The organism is Salinibacter grassmerensis, assembly GCF_947077765.1.
Classification (GTDB): Bacteria; Bacteroidota; Rhodothermia; order Rhodothermales; family Salinibacteraceae; genus Salinibacter; species Salinibacter grassmerensis.
Genome location: NZ_CAMTTF010000001.1, coordinates 1077638 through 1096716, shown reverse-complemented (window position 1 = coordinate 1096716; position 19079 = coordinate 1077638). Strand labels below are relative to the sequence as shown.

The following is a 19079-nucleotide window of genomic DNA, read 5'->3' as shown; positions in this document are numbered from 1 at the left end:
GTCAGAAGCTCCCGGACCTCCATCTCCACCAGCTCCAGCAGCTCCGCGTCGTCGACCAGGTCGGTCTTGTTCATGAATACCACTAGGTAGGGCACCCCCACCTGACGAGCAAGCAAAATGTGCTCCCGCGTCTGCGGCATCGGGCCGTCGTCGGACCCGACCACCAAGATCGCACCGTCCATCTGCGCCGCACCGGTCACCATGTTCTTGACGTAGTCCGCGTGCCCCGGGCAGTCGACGTGGGCGTAGTGCCGGTTCTCCGTCTCGTACTCGACGTGGCTCGTGGCAATCGTAATGCCGCGCTCCCGCTCCTCCGGGGCGTTGTCGATCGCCTCAAAGGTCTGCTCCGCCGCCCCGCCAACGCGCTCGGCCAATACCTTCGTGATCGCCGCCGTCAAAGTCGTCTTCCCGTGGTCGACGTGACCGATCGTTCCTACGTTTACATGCGGCTTCTCCCGCGCAAACTCTTCCTTGGCCATGGTGGTGTGTGGTCGGTGTGTGCGTGTGGAATCGAATATGGCAGAAAAGAACGCAGACGCGGGACCGAGGCCCCGCGGCGCCGTCGGACTACGCCGTCGCGCCCATGGTCTGCTCGTCCATGATTTCGGAGGCAATCTCATCGGGAACCGGCTCGTAGCTCCCGAACTGCATCGTGTAGATGGCTCGTCCCTGAGACAGGGAACGGAGGTCCGTCGAGTAGCCGAACATCTCCGAGAGCGGCACCTCGGCGTTGATGACCTGTGCGTCATTGCGCTGGCCCATCTGGCCGATTTGTCCGCGTCGGCCGTTGAGGTCGCCGATGATGTCCCCCATGTAATCGTCCGGGGTCACAACCTCCACCTCCATTACCGGCTCCATCAGAACCGGGCTGGCGTGGCGGGCGGCCTCCCGGAAGCCGAGGCGGCCGGCAATCTCGAAGGCGTTCTGGTCGGAGTCGACCTCGTGGTGGTCCCCGTCGTAGAGACGCACCCACACTCCCTCGATCGGATACCCGGCCAATGGACCGTCCTCCATTGCGCTTGCGATGCCGCGCTCGACGGACGGAATGAACTCCTTGGGGATAACCCCGCCCTTGATCTCGTTCTCGAACACCAGCCCGCTCTCTTCCTCTTCCTCTTCCGGAATCGGACCGACATCCATGTAGACCTCGGCGAACTGCCCGCGGCCTCCGGACTGCTTCTTCAGGACGTAGTGCTCGTCGATCATGTTGGTCAGGGCCTCCCGGTAGGCTACCTGGGGCTGTCCCACGTTGGCCTCGACCTTGAACTCCTGCTTGAGACGCTCGATGATAATCTCGAGGTGGAGCTCGCCCATCCCCGCAATAATCGTCTGCCCCGTCTCTTCGTCGGTGCGGACGTTGAACGTCGGGTCTTCCTCGGCGAGCTTCGTGAGGCCGTTGGTGAGCTTGTCCCGGTCGGCCTTGGTCTTGGGCTCGACCGCAATCCGGATGACTGGCTCCGGGAACTCCATGGATTCGAGCACCACTGGGTGATCCGGATCACAGATCGTGTCCCCGGTCTTGAGGTTCTTCGGACCGACCACCGCGGCGATGTCCCCGGCGCGGATCACGTCCACGTCCTCTCGGCTGTCGGCGTGCATGAACATCATGCGCCCGATGCGCTCGTCCTCGTCCCGGGTGGGGCTGTAGACGCGGGAGCCAGACTCCAACGTGCCGCTGTAGACACGGACGAACGTCAACTTCCCGACGTACGGGTCCGTCGTAATCTTGAATGCGACGGCGCTGAAGGGCTCATCCTCGCGCGGATGACGAGTGATGTCTTCTTCTTTCTCCTGTGGGTGGTGACCCGTGATGGCAGGCACGTCGTCCGGGCTCGGAAGGTAGTTCGTGACCCCGTCCAGCACGCGCTGCACGCCCGTGTTTTTGAGGGCAGAGCCGCAGAACATCGGCGTCATGTCGCGGTTGAGCGTCGCCTTTCGGATCACCGCGTGCAGCTCTTCGGGCTCCACCTCCTGATCCTCGTTGAGGTACTTCATCAGCAGCTCGTCGTCGTACTCCGCGACGCTCTCCAAGAGGTTGATGCGCCAGTGCTCGGCCTCCGACTTCATGTCGTCCGGAATCTCAACGACCTCCCACTGCATGCCCTGGGACTCGTCGTCGTAGATGATGGCCTTGCCTTCGATGAGGTCGATGACCCCTCGAAACATATCGCCGGCCCCAATGGGGTACTGTACCGGCACCGGGTTGGCGCTGAGGCGATCCTCCATCATCTCGAGGACATTTTCGAAATCCGCCCCCGTTCGGTCCATTTTGTTCACGAACCCGATCCGCGGCACGTCATACTTCTCGGCCTGGCGCCAAACCGTCTCTGACTGCGGCTCCACGCCGCCAACGGCACAGAACAGAGCAATCGCTCCGTCAAGCACGCGGAGAGAACGCTCCACCTCAACCGTAAAGTCGACGTGGCCCGGGGTATCAATGATGTTAACCCGGTGGTCGTCCCAGTAGCAGGTGGTGGCCGCCGAGGTAATTGTAATGCCTCGTTCCTTCTCCTGCTCCATAAAGTCCATGGTCGCCGCACCCTCGTGCACCTCTCCCATCCGGTGCAAACGCCCGGTGTAAAAGAGGATGCGTTCCGTGAGGGTGGTCTTCCCGGCATCAATGTGGGCCATGATGCCGATATTTCGGGTCTTCTCCAGCGGGAAGCTCTCGTTTGTCTGCGTAGCCATGGGTATAAAGCTCAAAGTTGCGTACTTGAACGCTCAGTGCAGACCGGGTGGCGGCCCGATCCATCCAGCAAATTTAGAACTGGAAGTGAGCGAAGGCCTTGTTGGACTCGGCCATGCGGTGCACATCGTCCTTCTTCTTTACGGCACCGCCTTCGCCGCGAGCAGCATCAACCAGCTCACTCGCGAGGCGATTCACCATGCTTTTCTCGTTCCGGGCCCGGGCGTACTGAATGATCCAGCGGAAGGCCAGCGTGATGCGCCGTTCAGGGCGCACCTCGGCGGGCACCTGATAGGTCGCGCCTCCCACGCGACGGCTTCGCACCTCCACTAAGGGTGCGGCGTTGTTCACAGCCTTCTTGAATACCTCTAGCCCTTCTTCCTCGGCGCGCTCTTCGATCACATCAAGCGTGTCGTACACGATGCGCCGAGCGAGGCTTTTCTTTCCGTCCCGCATGATGGCGTTGACGAACCGGGAAACCATGTCGTCCCGGTAGACAGGATCCGGCTGTGTGGTGCGCTGCTCGGGGGCCTCGTTTCGTGACATAGGGAAAGCTGGCTGTCGTCAAGAACAGGGTTCAGTGGAGCGGCGTTCTACTCACGCGGCTTCTTCGTGCCGTACTTCGAGCGGCCCTGCCGACGCTCTTCTACGCCGGCCGTGTCGAGGGCTCCTCGCACGATGTGATACTTCACACCCGGCAGGTCCTTCACACGTCCACCGCGAACGAGCACGATGGAGTGTTCCTGCAGGTTGTGCCCCTCGCCCGGGATGTACGCGGTGACCTCGTTGCCGTTGGTCAACCGCACACGGGCCACCTTTCGGAGCGCCGAGTTCGGCTTCTTGGGGGTGGTGGTGTACACTCGTGTGCACACCCCACGACGCTGCGGGCTGCTTTCCAGCGCCGGAGCATCGCTCGTTTCCTCTTCAGACTTTCGCCCTTTTCGGATCAACTGCTGAGTCGTCGGCACGTCGGTATTGGTCGTTTGTCGGGACGATGTCGGAAGGACGTCGCGGGTGCGTGCTCGGCTGTTCCTGAGTACGCACACTTACTAACTACCATCCGCCCTGCAGCTAGGGTCCTCATCGTGGGGCAAAGAAGAAATGAAAACAGTATTTCCGGCTCATGCCGCCAGTGCAGACACTTAGTCGCTCGACAGCCCGATACATTGCTCTGTATCGGTTGATCAATCTTTTCTGCAAGCCGAGAGCTAAGAAAAAGGCAAGCTAGAACTGCGCTTGCCTTCTTTGCTGTGGCGTGTCGGATGTCTTCTTTTCTTCTCTGCAGAAGGGCTCTACGGGACGGCATTCGGTGGGGTTTCCATGCGTCGCGACACTTCGTCGGATTCAGACGAACTTCCATCTTATTCCTGTGACGGTGGCGACGCCTCATCCGGGGGGGCGTGCCCACGAGCAGAGGCGGGTCCGCGAGAAGTCTCGTCGTGCGTTTCCAGCCGTGCGTACTTTCCATGCGGCGGGTCTCCCAAGAGGGACACGAGGGCCTCCGTTCCGAGCACCTCTTCCCGGAGGAGTCGCTCGGCCATCTCGTCGAGCAGCGACCGCTTCTCTCGAAGAAGATCGTCTGCCCGCGTCCGCGCTTCCGCGACAATTTTGGCTACCTCCTCGTCGATGGCCTCGGCCATGGCGTCGGAGTAGGGCTTCTCGAACAGGGGACCGTCGTCGCGGCGTTCGGCCTGGTTGTAGCTGAGGAGGCCGATTCGGTCGCTCATCCCGTAGTCCACCACCATGGCGTAGGCCGTCTTCGTAACTCGTTCGAGGTCATCTTTCGCTCCGGTCGTCGCCCGCCCGAAGACAAGCTCTTCGGCCACTCGTCCTCCGAGGGCCATCGTCATGCGGTCCATGAGTGCCCCTCTCGAATAGAGGTCTCGTTCTTTGGGGAGGTGCTGCGCGTGACCGAGCGCAGACATGCCCCGGGGCACGACGGAGACCTTCACGACCGGATCGGTGTGTTCGAGGAACCACCCGACGATGGCGTGTCCCGACTCGTGATGGGCGATAACGCGTCGTTCCTCCGGCGAAATCAGCTTGTTGCTTCTCTCCAGCCCCGCAATGACGCGGTCGAGGGCCTGACCAAAGTCCTCCATCTGGATCGCGCTCCTGCCCTGCCGCGCCGCCAGAAGGGCCGCCTCGTTGCAGACATTCGCAATCTCGGCGCCGGCAAAGCCGGGTGTCTGACGCGCCAGCGCCTCGGGATCGACCGATTCGTCCAGGCGCAGGGGGTCGACGTGTACCCGAAAGATGTCCGCCCGCTCGAGCCGATCAGGCTTATGGATGGAGATCTGCCGATCGAAGCGCCCCGGACGCAGGAGGGCAGAGTCCAGCACGTCGGGCCGATTGGTGGCCGCCATGATGACGACTCCCTCGTCGGAGTCAAACCCGTCCATCTCGACGAGCAACTGATTCAGGGTATTGTCGCGCTCCCCGGTGCCTGCGCCTCCGTGCCCGCCCCGGGTGCGCCCGATGGCGTCCACCTCGTCGATAAAGATGATGCAGGGGGCCCGCTCTTTTGCTCGTTCGAAGAGGTCCCGAACCCGGCTCGCCCCCACGCCTACGAACATCTCCATGAAGTCCGATCCGGAGATGGAAACGAAGGGCACTCCGGCCTCACCCGCAACGGCCTTCGCCATGAGGGTCTTCCCAGTGCCAGGCGGCCCCACGAGCAGAACGCCGGTGGGAAGGGCGCCCCCCAGACGGGTGAACTTCTGGGGGCGTCGTAGGAACTCGACGATCTCCGCGACCTCTTCTTTCGGCCCGGCGAGTCCGGCCACGTCGCCGAAGGTTACGCGCCCCTCGTCCGCCTCTTCGAAGAGCGCCGCTGCGTCGCCGTCGAGTTGCTCTCTGCGCCCTCCCGTCGCCATCTGTCGCATGAAGAAGAGCCAGATGCCCACGATGAGTCCCAGTGGCAGCCCCCATAGGAGAAGGGTGCCGACCCAGTCGGTTTCCTGCGTGGCCGCAAACGTGACGGGCGCGGTCCCCGCCTCCATCGCGGCCTCGTTGTGACGTCGCAGGAAGGCCGTCAGTTCGTGGGCAGCGGGTTTGTGGACCATAAAGGCACGCCGAGAACGATCGACGACGGCGCCCATCGGGCCGGACGGGGGCGGACGGGCCTCGACCCGGTCGCCCTGCACCGCCGCGGCCGTGTAGGTGCCTTCGATGCGCTCGCCATCGACGATCTCGACCCGCTCGACATGGCCCGACTCCACATGCTCGAGAAACGTGCTATACTCGATGCGCACAGGGGCGCTCGCCTGCTGCCACTTGATCCCGAAATGCACGAGAAGAGCCAGGACGATGGCACCCCCGATCCAGAGCGCGTATGGAGAGCGCATGATGGTCCACACCTGCTGCGGGCCAGGGTCACTCGATGATGGACCAGGATTGGATGACATGGCCTCAAGCGAAGACACGATGCAGTGGTACGAACGAAAACGAGGAAGGAAATTCTTCCCCCGGCTCATATCGGGGGACGTCGAGACGTATCCGCCCGAACGGGAGACGCATCCCGGGCTGGCGTCGTCGCGGAGGAATCACGGCGCTGAGAGGACCCGGTCCCTTCCCGTTTGGGTTGAGTCGTGTCGGCGGGCCTGCGCCGAGGTCGTGCGAGCGAGCCTGCCGCCCCATCAAGGGCCCGCGAGCGGTCTTCAGCGGTGGTCGTATCTGCGTTCGGAGCGGCAGCCCCTGGGTCCCCGCTTGCTGCGGGCCTCCCCGGCGTCTCCGCTCCGGTCGAATCCTCCGTAGCGCCCCTCTGGACAGCACGCTGTTCGCGCAGTTGGGCGAGAAGGACCTGTGCTCGCTCCGCCTCGGCTGTTTCGGGATAACGGGCCATGAGGTGGGACAGGAGGACTTCAAACGGAGCGATTGGCTCATCCCGCGGCTGGGGCGCGGCACTCACGGAATCCGACGCCGCCTTCTCCTCAGCCAGGGCGGACGTGGTGGTGTCTGGTGGCCCAGGCCGATCCGGGGAGACAGTTGTGTCTTTGGCAGCAGGCCCCAGCGTCGCGTCACGGTCCGACGCTGAGTCCGTCCCCCCTCGGGTCGTCACGGCTGTCGAGTCAAGCATCCGGCGGGGAGGCCCTTCCGGGCGGTCGGCGTCCGATGTGTCGAGGACCGCCGGGTCGGCGGCAGGTCGAGCTCCCGTCTCGCCGGTCGTGTCGGCGGGACGTGCCCGGGCCGAAGTGGCAGAGTCCGGCGATTGCCGTACAGAGGCCGTCGCGTTCCGCGACGAGTTGCCCGTTGTGTCGGGTGGACGACCATAGGCGTCGGCCTGCGCCAATGAATCCACGTAGCGCTCAAAGCGGGCCCGCCCGACCCCGGTGGAATCGTGGCGGGCCGTTCGGTGATACACCACCCCAGCGGCCAGTAGCGCACGGGGCGCCACACTCGTTTCGCGATGCGCATCGGCCACTTTTAAGAACGCCTCGAGGGCCGCGTCGGGGCTCCCACTCCGCCACGCCTCGTAGGCCCTGGCATACGCCGAGTCTGCCCGGCTCGCCGTCCGGTCCGGCTCTTCATCGGTCGTCGTCAGTCCCAGCTGTTCACGAGCACGCTTCGCGATGGGCGTCTCGGGATGTTCTTCGACGAGGCGCCGGTACACATCGTCTCCGGCGGCCGTGTCGCCCTGCGCCCGGTACGCCTGGGCCAGCCCGTAGAGGGCCTGGGGCGCCACCGGATGCTCCGGCGTCTCGTCGAGCACCCGACGGAACCAGGTCTGCGCCGAGTCGGGACGGCCCGCGGCCCGGAAGAGCGCGTTGGCCAACTCGTACCGCCCAACGGCCCGCTGGGCTCTCATCTCCGCTCGACTGGCCGAGTCACGCGGCACGGCCGATACATCGATGACGCCGGCCGTTGCAGACGGGCCCGTGGACGACTGCGGGTCCACCTGTTCTTCGGTTTGTTCGGCACTCGGGCGGCCGTCTGGACGTCCGCGGATGGCCTCCGTGCGGCGCCAGTTGTCCGTGAGAGGACGGTCGCCCCACGTCTGCTCAAACTGGCGGCGGCCCTGCTGCACGAGGGCCGGGTCGCGGTGAAATAGGAACCCAGCGTCGGACCCTTGCGTCTGCGCGGCGGTCTGTCCGGACGAGGGCGCAGAGGCATCTCGTTCCCCAGGACGTCTCCCTCTCCGAAATTGCGGCTGCCGACTCGACCGCTGGGCGCGCGCCTGCTGTTCGTCCAATCGGCGCTGGCGGATCTTCTCTACGACGGACTGGAACTCGGCGGGGGGCATGCGGCCAAGGCGCAGAAGAGAATCCATCCGGGCCACAGCCTGGGAGCGATCCGCCAGCCTTCGAAAGCGGTCTGCCTGTGCCGCCGCGTCCGATGGAGCCTGCGGAAGCGTCTGGGCCTCTTCGTTCTCATCCGCACCCCGGCCCGGACCCGACGAAAGGGTCGTCGATGCCGTGTCGAAATGAGCCGCGGCCCGGGTGAAGTCCTCGTACGTGTCCCGGTAGAGGGTCGCCAGTTCGTAGTGGGTCCGGCCTTTTCCGCTCCCTCGCGGCGCCTCGTCGCCCCGCAAGGCATCCGTGAGCACCGCTCGCGCCCGGTCGGGACGTCCCTGTGCCCGATACAGACGGGCGCGAACCCGGGCAATCTCCGCCCGCATCTCACGAGTGTTGTCGTCCCGCTCCAAGTCCGCCAGCCGTTCCAGGGCCTGCTCGGGATTGCCGTCCCCCCCATCCATTTCAATGGCCGTCAGCTCGGCGGCGAACGCCAGCGGGTACGGAGGGTCATACTCCAGTGCCCGTCGGTAGGCCGCCCGGGCCCCGTCGGGATCATCGAGCGTCTCGCGCACTTGTCCCAGCAGAAACGCCGCCCGCGCCCCCATGCCGTCGGGCACCTCGCCGTTCAGTCCCTGAGCGAGGGCCTGCTCGGCCTCTCCCCAGTTCTGCTGCCGCACGAACAGCTCCCCCTGCACCACTCGCATTCGGGCCGTCCAGCTGCCATACCCCTCTTCCTGGCCGAGTCCCGTCCGAAGTGCCTCGGCGGCCTCCGGGTACCGATCGGCCGCCACAAGCGTCTGAGCGAGCCGGAAACGGGCCTCTCCTTCTCGCTCCGCGCCGAGGGCAATCACCTCCCGAAATTTCTGGGCCGCTCCCACATAGTTTTGTTGATAGTACCGGGAGCGTCCGATGAGGAGCAGCGCGTCGTCGACCCACTTCGAGTTGGGGTGCTCGCGCAGCAGATCTGCGCTCTTCTGAATTGCTTTCTCGAAAGCCGACTGGCCGGCTCCCCCCCGAGGCGGCGGAAACACAGAGAGGTAGCGGGTCCGATCGATGTCCCCGCCCGACTCACTCACCGACTCGAGTCCGGACTCGAAGGCCCGGGTGGCGTTGTGAAAAGTATTGTAGTAGGCCGTGAGGTCGTCGTACTGGCGGCCGATGAACGAGCCACGTCCACAGCTCATCATCAGTCCGGCCCCGGCAAGGAGAAGAATGAGGCCGCACGCCGTACGGACCTGTGCCCGTCCCCGAGGAGAGAAGCAACCCATGTCGACACGCCAGTCACGTCGGGAAGGAGGAAAACCACATGCGGCCCCTGTAATGAAAGCGAGCCGCCACGGGATCCGTCCGTGACGGCCCAGCGCGCCGGGACCTCCCTACTGCACAGTACTCACATGGACGGTGTTGGTACGTCCCCGGGCCGGCAGCGGCATCCCAACGGTCAGCACCACGTGGCCGCCCGACGTCACCAGGTCGTAGTCGTGGAGGACGCTGTGCACACGCGCCATGCCTTGGTCGGTGTCTTGCTGGAAGGGAATGTAGAAGGCCTCGGTGCCCCAGAGGCTCCCGAGCTGCGCAACCACCCGTTTGTTATCGGTGAAGGCATAAATGGGCATGCTGGGCCGGTGTCGGGCGATGGAGCGAGCGGTCGATCCCGAATTGGTGAGGCAGCAGATGGCCTCCGCGCCCACCTGTTCGGCAAGGCGACAGGCCGTGAAGCTAACGCTGTTCGTTACGTTCGCCCCCTGCTCAAAGTGATCGGGCGTCATGGTGAGGGCCCGGCGCTCCTCCTGCCAGTAGGACTCGGCCTGCCGAATGATCTGGTTCATTGCCTCCACCACGCGGACCGGGTGATCCCCAACCGCCGTCTCCGCCGAAAGCATCACCGCGTCGCTGCCATCAAGGACCGCGTTGGCCACGTCGCTCGCCTCGGCGCGGGTCGGGCGCGGGTCTTCCACCATGCTTTCAAGCATCTGCGTGGCCGTGATGACGGGCTTGGCCGCCTCCATGCTCTTGCGGATAAGACGCTTCTGGGTGCCGGGCACCTCCTCCATCGGCATCTCGATGCCCAGGTCCCCCCGCGCCACCATGATACCATCCACAACCTCCAGAATCTCGTCGATGTTGTGGACGGCCTGGGGCTTCTCGATCTTAGCAATGACGCTGGTCTTCTTCCCTGTCTCTTTGATGCGGTGGACCAGCGCCTCCACGTCAGAGCGCTCCTGCACAAACGAGAGGGCCACGACATCGACCTCCAATTCGAGGCCCAGCTCAAGGTCTTTCAGGTCCTTCTCCGTCATCGGGGGCGTGGAGGCCTGGAGGTCGGGCAGATTCACGCCCTTGCGGGACCGCAGCGGGCCGCCCTCCACAACCGTCGCTCGGAGCTGCGAGCCGTTCGTCTCGATGACCCGAAGCTCGAGCAGGCCGTCGTCGATCAGGATGCGCTCTCCCTCTCGAGCATCCCGGGCGAGGGCCTCGTAGTCGATGAAGATGTGCTCGTTCGTGCTTTCCCGCGGGGTGTCGGTGGTCACTCTCACTTCGTCCCCCTCCGCTAGCATGACCGAGTCGTTCTGTACCGCCCCTACCCGAATTTTGGGGCCCTGCAGGTCCTGCAACACGGTTATCCCCTTCCCCTCCGCTTCAGCCACCTCCCGAACGGTCTTCACGCGCTCCCGGTGTTCTTCGTGGGTGCCGTGCGAGAAGTTCATGCGGGCGACGTCCATTCCGGCCGCTACCAGACGACGGAGCGTTTCCGGATCCGTGGTGGCGGGGCCCAACGTGCAGACGATTTTTGTTCGGCGGTCCATGCTTCCGAAGAGGGTGGGGAGACAGTACGCGTGAGAAAAGGCCTGCGCCTTGGGGGCTCTGTGACGCAAACCGCCCCAAATCTAGAAGAGCCCGCGTAGAAATGCACGGCAGGAGCCGCAGCCGCCGGATTTCCCCGGAAGTCTTCACGGGACGGGCGGAGCCCCGGAAGACGAGGACGCCCCGTCCGGGCGCTCTCTCAACGGCACCTCGGAGAGTTGGTCACGAGGGACCCGCGAGTGCGATCGCGTCTCCAGGGCACTCGACACCATGATCAGCTCACCCACGTTCTCGAGGGTCAGCAGGCCGACGAGCTGCCCCCCCTCCACGACCGGCACGGTCGAGCAACTCCGCGCGTTCATCTGCTGGAACACCTCGTCGAGGGGGGCGCTCGGGGCCGTGGTGAAGCAGTCCGCGTCGGCCGCCTCCCCGACCGGGGTGTCGCGGCCGCGCTCGGACAGGGCTTGAATAAGCTGCTTGCGCCGAAGCAGGCCCACGACGGCCCCCTCCTCCAGCACCGGAAAATCGTGGTCAGTGCCGGCCAGAAGCGCGTCCACGGCGTCGTCGAGGGTATCGTCGACCATCAGGGTCGCGAACCGCGTCACCATCGCCTCCCGCACCGGCGTTCCCTCGGTGAAGGCGCGGTACATGGCCTGCTTTGACTCCTGCTGAGCCCCGACGTACACGAACAGGGCGATAAACAGGAGAACAGGATTCCATGTCATGATCCCGAACAGCCCGAACAGGACCGCCATGCCCTGTCCCACGTTGGCGGCCGTCTGGGTGGCCTGGGCGTAGTCCCAGCGGAGCGCCAGGAGTGCCCGGAGCACGCGCCCGCCGTCCATCGGAAAAGCGGGCAGCATGTTAAAGATCGCGAGTACGGCGTTAATCCACATCAGAGACGCCAGGGCGTGGCTGCCCGGCGCTTCCAGCACCTCCGGGGCGAGGGTGCCCCCGGTCACCAGCAGCACAAGGGCGAGGGCAAAGGCAATCACCACGTTCACGGCCGGGCCGCCGATGGCAATCCAGAACTCCTTCATCGGCTCGGAGGGAATACGCTCCAGCCGCGCCAGTCCCCCAATTGGATAGAGGGTAATGCTCCGCGTGGGGACCCCGAAGCGACGGGCGGTCAGGGCGTGCCCCAGTTCGTGGAGAATCACGCACACGAAGACCCCGAGAATGAGGCCCACCCCCGAGAGGGCTGCGCCCAGGCTCTGGCTCTGGACGTAGTAGTAGGCGAAGATTGCCGCGACGAGCAGCAGGAAGGTCCAGTGCAGAAAAATCCCAATTCCCGCCACGGACCCGACACGGAGTGAACGCTTCATGCGCTTGTGTGAGTTGCTCCTCAGGCTTGGTTTCTGCGAACGGCGATGCGTTGGGCCATGGTTCCGCCGGACCCGACCGGCGACGTGGGCGCACCGCCCTCGTTCGCTCCATCAAGCGCAGGAGAGGAAGTGCCGCCTGTCCCCCACGCACGACCGTCCTCACGGCTCAGAAGAAAAAGCCAGAGCGTAGGAGAACCTTGTGCAGAACGGAACGGCGAGAGAAGCACCCCCTCAGACCGCCCGGAGTCCTCCTGTCGCGAGTAATTACTGTCACGAGCAATCAAGGAGGAGGAACGCCCCGAAAAAGACCGATTGTTCAGGGACGTTCTTCAATGCGGTCCAACTTCGGCCACAGGTTTTCCTGCCAGTACGGGGTACGGAGGTGCTCGACGAGTGCCATTTGGTATCGCCCCCCCTCCGCCTCCATACGGACGAGGCGCCGCTCGGGCCCGGTGCCGCGCCAGTAGATTTCCGTCCTGTCGCTTGTCTCCCCAACCGGGGATGGCACCGGCGTCTCGTAGTGCACGACGATGCGCTCCGTGTCATGTGCGCCCGCCTCAGTCTCTATCGTTTCCGTCCCCGCACGGACCGCCCGGGCCGAGACGTGCGCGCTGCTGTCCGCGACGGGGACAGAAAAGGAAAGCGTGTCGGCAGCCTCGAAGTCCAGGGCTCGAATCAGGAGGGGGAGCTGGGCAGGCGGATACGCATTCGGGCGCTGGGCGAAGGATGCGCGGCGGTTGCCGTAGTCATCACTCCGCGTGCGCACTTCCACGGATCCGTCCGTCGGGAAGGCCACTTCGCGATAGAGGTTCGAACACCAGTCGAAGCTCGTGAACGATTGCTTGAAGGGCCGGAGGTCCTTCTGCCGTGCGTTCACCACCCAGTTGCGCTTGTACTGATACGAGCCGCTCTCGAGCTCGTAGAATGCGGCGTATTTGAAGGAGGAGACGCCCGTGCCGTCCGTCACTTTCGTCATGTCGGTCGGGCTGAACCGATGCTTGACGAGGTACGTCCCCACAATAAACTCTTGCTCTTCCGCCCGGCCGTACTGGTTGCGAGTCCGGTCGACCCGATAGAACGCCACCTCTGCCTGACCGTCGTTCCAGACATCCGCCGTAAGGTAGCGGGTGTCCACAACGGGATCTGCGTCGGTCTCCGACGAGGTGGGAGGACGACTACATCCAAGGACAAGCCCGAGAAGAAGAGGGCCAATTGACCCAAGCACGAGGGCACGAGACCACATGGGCGGGGACGGGTGGGTAGACGATCACATCGGGTGGCATTCTCTTTCGTTGGCCTCCCCTGGTCTTCGTTACGTGTCTCCACGCCGGAACAGCCACCATCCCAGCCCAACGAGCAGCCCAATCGCGACGGTCGTCGTAAGGACGGGCCGGCGGCGCAGGACGGCCTGGAGAGGCCGTACGGGGTGCACCTCAATGCCGTTGAGATTCAGCAGGCGCCCAACCGTCCCGGGCTGTGCTTCGGCCCCAAGGCGCGCAACCGGATCTCCTCGAAGCCGAACCTCGACGGTGAGCCCCGAAATGTCCAGGGCCTCGTGGATGCGACCGGTCGTTCGTGCTCGCTGGCCCGACGCAAACGGACCCGAGGCGAGCAGACGACGCCCGGCTCGGAGGCTCGAAAGGTCGACGACGATTCGGTCTCCGGTCCCCCGAATGTCGATGTCTTCTCCGTCGACGACCAACTGGAGATCGGCAAGAACTTCGAGGGGAAGTGCCATGTCGGGCGCGGGGGTTTGATCAGCACCTGCTCGTAGTGGACCGGATGAGCGACCGGACGAGACACAGGCTGGAGGTGAAAAGTTGAGGGAGCTTCTCGTAGTGAGGACACCACAGCCGGTACGCATCCGGGCAGGCAAGCCCTGCTGGGCGTTCGGCGTGGTCGTACCCTTCAGAATACACGCAGGGGTGCAGAAGCTCTGACGTACAAAGGTCGACACCGACGGGGGCCAGTGACGTTAACAGAGGCGCATGCACGCCCCCGTCGCGCCGACATGGAAGTGAGAACGCGCTCGGGACTGGTTTATGATTCGTTGTCTTTCGTCCGAATCTTTATGGTCCCGTCCATATTCCAATGAGCGTGCCGGGCGTCCCCCCCGACCTTGCTGGGCACCTGAAGATCAAAGTCCTCAAACTCGTAGGTGATTTGGGCGCCGCGGCCGGTGAGCTTGTCGTACAGGCCGATAGCAAGTTCCGGCCATGTTTTGGTATCATCTACTTCAGCCATAACTGCGTGCTGGTTCGTTTTGGGATGTGTGGAAGAAACTGACCTCAGGGCTCGCCCCTATTCGAGGTTCATCCACATGGAAGTCCACAAGGGGCCTCTGGTTTCCGCTCTGAGGTGAAACATTCTCGTAATGGGAACCCCGCTGCGGCACCCCCGCCTCGCGCGTGCTAGCAATCTATTTTCCTTTTGGTGCGTATACGGAGTCACTCTACGGACACCATACCCTGTCTCTTCCATGTCCCCCTCCTCTTCGACCATACTTGTTACCGGCGCCACCGGCTACGTAGGCGGCCGCCTCGTTCCTTGCCTCCTTCGTGAAGGATACTCGGTGCGGTGCTTCGTGCGAAGCGCCGAGCGACTTCAGGCCCAGCCTTGGAGTGACGACGTGGAGGTGGCGGTGGGCGACGCCCTGGAGGCCGACACTGTGCCCCCCGCCATGGAGGATGTGGACGCCGTCTACTACCTCATCCACTCGCTCGGGGCCGGGGAGGATGCGTTCGAGGACCGGGACCGGCGGGCCGCCACCAATATCCGCCAGGCCGCTGAGGAGGCCGGCGTGCAGCGGATCGTCTACCTCGGCGGCATGCGGCCGAAGGGAGAGCGACAGTCGAAGCACCTCCAGAGCCGCATCGAGACGGGCAAGGTGCTGCGGGACGGCACGGTGCCCGTCACGGAGTTTCGGGCTGCCCAGATTGTCGGGTCGGGAAGCCTGTCGTTCGAGCTGGTGCGGTACCTGACCGAACGGGTGCCCCTCATGATCTGCCCACGGTGGGTGCACACCCCAACCCAGCCAATCGCCGTCCGGAACGTGCTGCAGTACCTGGTGGCGGCCCTTCAGCGGCCAGACAGCGCCGGGGAGATCGTCGAGATTGGGGGCTCCGACGTGTTCACCTACGCCGAGATGTTCAAGATCTACGCCGACGTGCGCGGCCTCAACCGGTGGGTGGTCAACGTGCCATTCTTGACCCCTCGGCTCTCTTCGCACTGGATTGGGTTCGTCACCCCGGTCTCGAATCGCATTGCCCGTCCGCTCATCGAGGGTCTCGACAACGAGGTGGTCGTAGAAGACCCCGAAAAGGCCCGCTCCCTCTTCCCGGACATCGAGCCCATCTCGTTCGAGGCAGCACTGCGACTCGCTCTGCGGCGGGCGGAGAGCGGGACCATCCCGACCGTCTGGAACAGCGCCGTCTCTTCGGTGCCCGACAAGGCCCCGTCGACGCGACTGGAAGTTAGTGAGGGCCTGTACCGCGAGGAGCGCGCCATGGACGTGGACGCCTCTCCCGCCCTCGTCTTTGACACGATCGAACAGCTGGGGGGCGACACCGGATGGCTTTACGGGAACGCCCTGTGGCGCCTGCGCGGCTGGATCGACCAGCTCGTCGGTGGGGTGGGCTTCCGCTACGGACGGCGAGACCCTGATGCCCTTCGCGTCGGCGACACGGTCGACTTTTGGCGGGTGGAGACCCGCGAAGAAAACCAGCTGCTCCGCCTGCGGGCGGAGATGCGGCTTCCGGGCCGCGCTTGGCTGCAGTTCAAGGTCTCCCCCCACGAGGACACCGACAGTCGCAGCCGCATCACGCAGACCCTCTTCTTCGAACCCAAGGGGCTGAGCGGGACGCTGTACTGGTCCCTGGCCCGGTGGGTACACGGTCCCTTGTTTGCCGGACAGCTCCGCGCCCTGGCCGACTGGGCCGAGGACCGCACCGCCGACGGGGACGATTCTCCGCAGGCCTCGCCGGCGAGAAGCGTGCCCACCTCCGTGTAGACGCCACCGCCGCGATCTTGTCAGTTCATGCTCCAGATGGCTGCGTTGAGCGCAAGGGCGTACGTGACCCACGCGAGATACGGCACGAGAAGCCACCCCGCCACGGGTCGAACGCGGAAGAAGCGGTCCATCGTCCAGGCCAGCAGTCCCCACAGGCCCACAATCACGACGAGCCCAAGGGCGGGCGACCGGGCCCCGAAGAAGGCAAACGACCATCCCGCGTTGGCGGCAAGCTGAAGGCCGAACGCCACGAGGGCCGTTCGTACCCGGGTCCGATCCGGACCGCAGCGCCACACCAGGAACGCGGCGACGCCCATGAGGGCGTACAGCGTCGTCCACGCCGGGGCAAATACCCAGTTGGGCGGGGTGAAGCTCGGCTTGGCGAGGGTCGGGTACCAGGTGGTGACGGAGGTCTGAGTGACCCACGCGGCCACGAGCCCCACGGCCTCGCAGAATAGAATGGCCCCGAGGGCCTTTCCCGAGAGCGAGAGTACGTGGCGCCAGTCGTTAAACATTGCTCGGCTGGGTAGAGACAAGAGACTGCGGACAGGTAAGATAAAAGTCCCGTCGGACTTTTTCACCGCCGCCTGCTCGTTTGGAGGCGTACAGACCGGGACGCACCTCATGGCGAACGTCCCTCGGCCGCGTCCGTAGAGGCCGCAGATTTTGCCTCCGAACGCCTCAGGGCTTCGGTGCCCCATTTTCCACCGATCCCCACCGATCGTTCGACGGGAGTCTCCGGAGGCATGTCGGCGTTCTCGATCCCCGCTCGGGCCTTCACCTGCCACATGGACGACTCCTCCCAGACGCGGCTGGCCGCCAGCCTTTCGACTGTTGACGTCGTGGCCCTGACCGTCGGGGTGGTGATTGGGGCCAGCGTCTTCGAGACCCCCGCTCTCGTGGCCGGGAATACCGGCAGCAGCTGGTCCATGCTGCTTGCCTGGGCGCTAGGCGGCGGCGTGTCGATCGTGGGGGCGCTCTGTTACGCCGAGCTGACCACGGCGTACCCCCATGCGGGCGGGGACTACTTTTATTTCCAGCGCGCCTTCGGGGACTGGCTGGCGTTCCTGTTTGCCTGGGCCCGCCTGGTGGTAATCCAGACCGGCTCCATCGCCCTGCTGGCGTTTGTGTTTGGCGACTACGCCACGGAGCTGTGGCCGATCGCCGCGCAGTACTCGCCATCCATCTACGCCGCGCTGGCCGTCGCCGGGCTCACCCTGCTCAACGCGCTTGGGGTGCGGCAGGGAAAACACGTGCAGCGCGGCCTCACCATCGCGACGGTCATTGGTCTGTTCGTTATCATCGGGGCGGGCCTTTTCCTCGTGCCCGAGTCGGCCGCTCAGGCCGCGGATCCCGGATCCTCGGGGGACGGAGCCGGAAGCTTCGGGATGGCCATGGTCTTTGTGCTCTTGACGTACGGAGGGTGGAACGAGGCGGCCTACCTCTCCGCCGAGGTCCGTGACCTCCGACGCAACATGACGCGGGGGCTGTTCGCAAGCCTCGGCCTGATCGCCGGGCTCTACCTGCTGGTGAACTGGGCCTACCTGCAGGGGCTCGGGCTCGCCGGCATGGCAGGCTCGGAGGTCATCGCAGCGGACCTGATGCGCGCGGCCTTTGGTCCTCCGGGGGCAAAGGTTATTAGCCTGCTGGTGGTGGCCGCGGCCCTCAGCTCCACGAATGCGACCATCTTCACCGGGGCCCGAACCAGTTTCGCACTCGGCCAGGACGTTCGCTTTTTCCGCTTCCTGGGCCGCTGGGACGAGGATGCCGAAACCCCCGCCAATGCCCTCCTCGTCCAGGGGGCCATTGCGCTTGGGCTGGTGGGCGTGGGCGCCTGGACTCGGCAGGGCTTTGAGGCGATGGTGGACTACACGGCGCCGGTGTTCTGGCTGTTCTTTGGGCTGGCCGGCGCGGCGCTCTTTGTTCTCCGCCGAACAGAGCCCGGGAGGAAACGTCCCTTCCGGGTTCCGTTGTACCCCGCGGTTCCGCTACTCTTCTGCGCGGCCTGCCTGTACATGTTCTGGTCCAGCGTGGCCTACGCCGGCATGGGGGCCCTGCTGGGCGTCGGCGTGCTGGTGACCGGGGTTCCACTGCTGGCCCTGCGGACGACCCGCTCTCTCGACGCCTCTTCTTGACCCCCCTCAATTCTTGCCCTCGTTCGTTTTCGATCCCACACTCCCACGCCCCATGTCTCGCCTACAATCCCTTTCGCTCACCTTGCTCGCCCTCGGCCTGCTGCTGGGCGGCGGCATTCGGTCCGGATACGCCCAGCAAACGGACACCACTGAGGACACGACGATTCCGGGCATCAAGATGCCGCTCGAGCAGGAGTCGGACGTGCCCTACGTGCCGACGCCCGAGCCGGTCGTCGACCGCATGCTGGAGCTGGCCGACGTGGACGAGACGGATGTCATCTACGACCTCGGAAGTGGAGACGGACGCATCGTAATCCGCGCGGCGCGGAAGTACGGAGCGCGGGGGGTCGGCATTGAAATCGACCCCGACCTCGTCGAGGAGGCCCGCAAAAACGCCGAGGAGGCCGGCGTGGCCGACCTCGTTGAATTCCAGCAGGGGGACCTGTTCGCGGCCGATATCAGCGAGGCAACGGTGGTGACGCTGTATCTGCTCCCCTCGGTCAACCAGAAGCTCCGCCCCATCCTTTTTGACCAGCTCTCCCCCGGCACGCCGGTGGTGTCCCACGACTTTGACATGGGCCGGTGGGCTCCGGACCGGACAGTCGACCTGGAGGGCGATACCGTGTACCGCTGGACCATCCCGTAGGAGATCCCCGAGGACCTGCAAGAGTAGTTTCCTCCGGACACTGCACGGCCACTCCCGCCCACGCCCTTGAAGACAGCTCATCGTATGACCCTGTTCGGCCTTCCACTGGGAACGGCCGCGGCCCTCGCGGTCGTTGGGAGCCTTCCCCTTCTCGCCTACGTCCTGTACCGCATCGATGCGAGGGGGGCTGATGGGCACGTGACGGTTCTTGGTCATCGCCCCTCAGACTCCTGACCCCC

Annotated in this window: 16 protein-coding genes; 4 read left to right on the top strand and 12 right to left on the bottom strand. The window is 64.8% G+C overall.

Annotation, left to right across the window (positions count from 1 at the left end; all coding sequences use genetic code 11):
* The 11 genes from OJB03_RS04275 to OJB03_RS04225 all read right to left on the bottom strand — a co-directional run.
* A partial coding sequence (locus OJB03_RS04275) for a GTP-binding protein (protein WP_263785521.1) occupies window positions 1-479 on the bottom strand: 479 nt, incomplete at its 3' end.
* A gap of 88 nt (window positions 480-567) precedes the next feature.
* Window positions 568-2688: an elongation factor G gene (gene fusA, locus OJB03_RS04270; protein ID WP_263785520.1), complete on the bottom strand. Its 2121-nt coding sequence runs from the start codon at window positions 2686-2688 to the stop codon at window positions 568-570.
* Window positions 2689-2761: 73 nt separating this feature from the next.
* Complete coding sequence (gene rpsG / locus OJB03_RS04265) at window positions 2762-3232, bottom strand: 30S ribosomal protein S7 (RefSeq protein WP_263785519.1); 471 nt, start codon at window positions 3230-3232, stop codon at window positions 2762-2764.
* 47 nt (window positions 3233-3279) lie between these two features.
* Complete coding sequence (rpsL, locus tag OJB03_RS04260) at window positions 3280-3654, bottom strand: 30S ribosomal protein S12 (protein ID WP_263785518.1); 375 nt, start codon at window positions 3652-3654, stop codon at window positions 3280-3282.
* 393 nt (window positions 3655-4047) lie between these two features.
* A complete protein-coding gene (ftsH, locus tag OJB03_RS04255; RefSeq protein WP_272507105.1) occupies window positions 4048-6033 on the bottom strand; it encodes an ATP-dependent zinc metalloprotease FtsH in 1986 nt (661 codons plus the stop codon).
* 125 nt (window positions 6034-6158) lie between these two features.
* Window positions 6159-9188, bottom strand: a complete 3030-nt coding sequence (gene porW, locus OJB03_RS04250) for a type IX secretion system periplasmic lipoprotein PorW/SprE (protein ID WP_263785516.1) — start codon at window positions 9186-9188, stop codon at window positions 6159-6161.
* Window positions 9189-9296: 108 nt separating this feature from the next.
* Window positions 9297-10727 (bottom strand): pyruvate kinase, encoded by a 1431-nt coding sequence (gene pyk, locus OJB03_RS04245; RefSeq protein WP_263785515.1) that lies wholly within the window; start codon window positions 10725-10727, stop codon window positions 9297-9299.
* Between the two features lie 144 nt (window positions 10728-10871).
* Window positions 10872-12050, bottom strand: a complete 1179-nt coding sequence (locus tag OJB03_RS04240) for a site-2 protease family protein (RefSeq protein WP_263785514.1) — start codon at window positions 12048-12050, stop codon at window positions 10872-10874.
* 316 nt (window positions 12051-12366) lie between these two features.
* Window positions 12367-13293: a DUF3108 domain-containing protein gene (locus OJB03_RS04235; RefSeq protein ID WP_263785513.1), complete on the bottom strand. Its 927-nt coding sequence runs from the start codon at window positions 13291-13293 to the stop codon at window positions 12367-12369.
* Between the two features lie 69 nt (window positions 13294-13362).
* Entirely contained in the window at window positions 13363-13788 is a 426-nt protein-coding gene (locus OJB03_RS04230; protein WP_263785511.1) for a hypothetical protein, read from the bottom strand.
* A 302-nt stretch (window positions 13789-14090) separates the two neighbouring features.
* Window positions 14091-14294 (bottom strand): hypothetical protein, encoded by a 204-nt coding sequence (locus tag OJB03_RS04225; RefSeq protein WP_263785510.1) that lies wholly within the window; start codon window positions 14292-14294, stop codon window positions 14091-14093.
* 235 nt (window positions 14295-14529) lie between these two features.
* On the opposite strand from OJB03_RS04225, the gene OJB03_RS04220 reads away from it, so the two are divergent.
* Window positions 14530-16059 carry an SDR family oxidoreductase gene (locus OJB03_RS04220; RefSeq protein ID WP_263785509.1) on the top strand — a complete coding sequence of 510 codons (1530 nt, stop codon included), beginning with the start codon at window positions 14530-14532 and terminating at the stop codon, window positions 16057-16059.
* A 20-nt stretch (window positions 16060-16079) separates the two neighbouring features.
* Here the strand turns inward: OJB03_RS04220 and OJB03_RS04215 are convergent, their stop codons facing one another.
* A complete protein-coding gene (locus OJB03_RS04215; protein ID WP_263785508.1) occupies window positions 16080-16574 on the bottom strand; it encodes a TspO/MBR family protein in 495 nt (164 codons plus the stop codon).
* A 273-nt stretch (window positions 16575-16847) separates the two neighbouring features.
* Here OJB03_RS04215 and OJB03_RS04210 point away from each other — a divergent pair, with 273 nt between their 5' ends.
* The 3 genes from OJB03_RS04210 (at window position 16848) to OJB03_RS04200 (ending at window position 19074) form a co-directional block, all read left to right on the top strand.
* A complete protein-coding gene (locus OJB03_RS04210) occupies window positions 16848-18194 on the top strand; it encodes an APC family permease (protein ID WP_263785507.1) in 1347 nt (448 codons plus the stop codon).
* A 52-nt stretch (window positions 18195-18246) separates the two neighbouring features.
* Window positions 18247-18840, top strand: coding sequence for an SAM-dependent methyltransferase (locus OJB03_RS04205; RefSeq protein WP_263785505.1), 594 nt, complete (start codon window positions 18247-18249; stop codon window positions 18838-18840).
* Between the two features lie 84 nt (window positions 18841-18924).
* Complete coding sequence (locus OJB03_RS04200) at window positions 18925-19074, top strand: hypothetical protein (protein WP_263785504.1); 150 nt, start codon at window positions 18925-18927, stop codon at window positions 19072-19074.
* Window positions 19075-19079 lie beyond the last annotated feature (5 nt).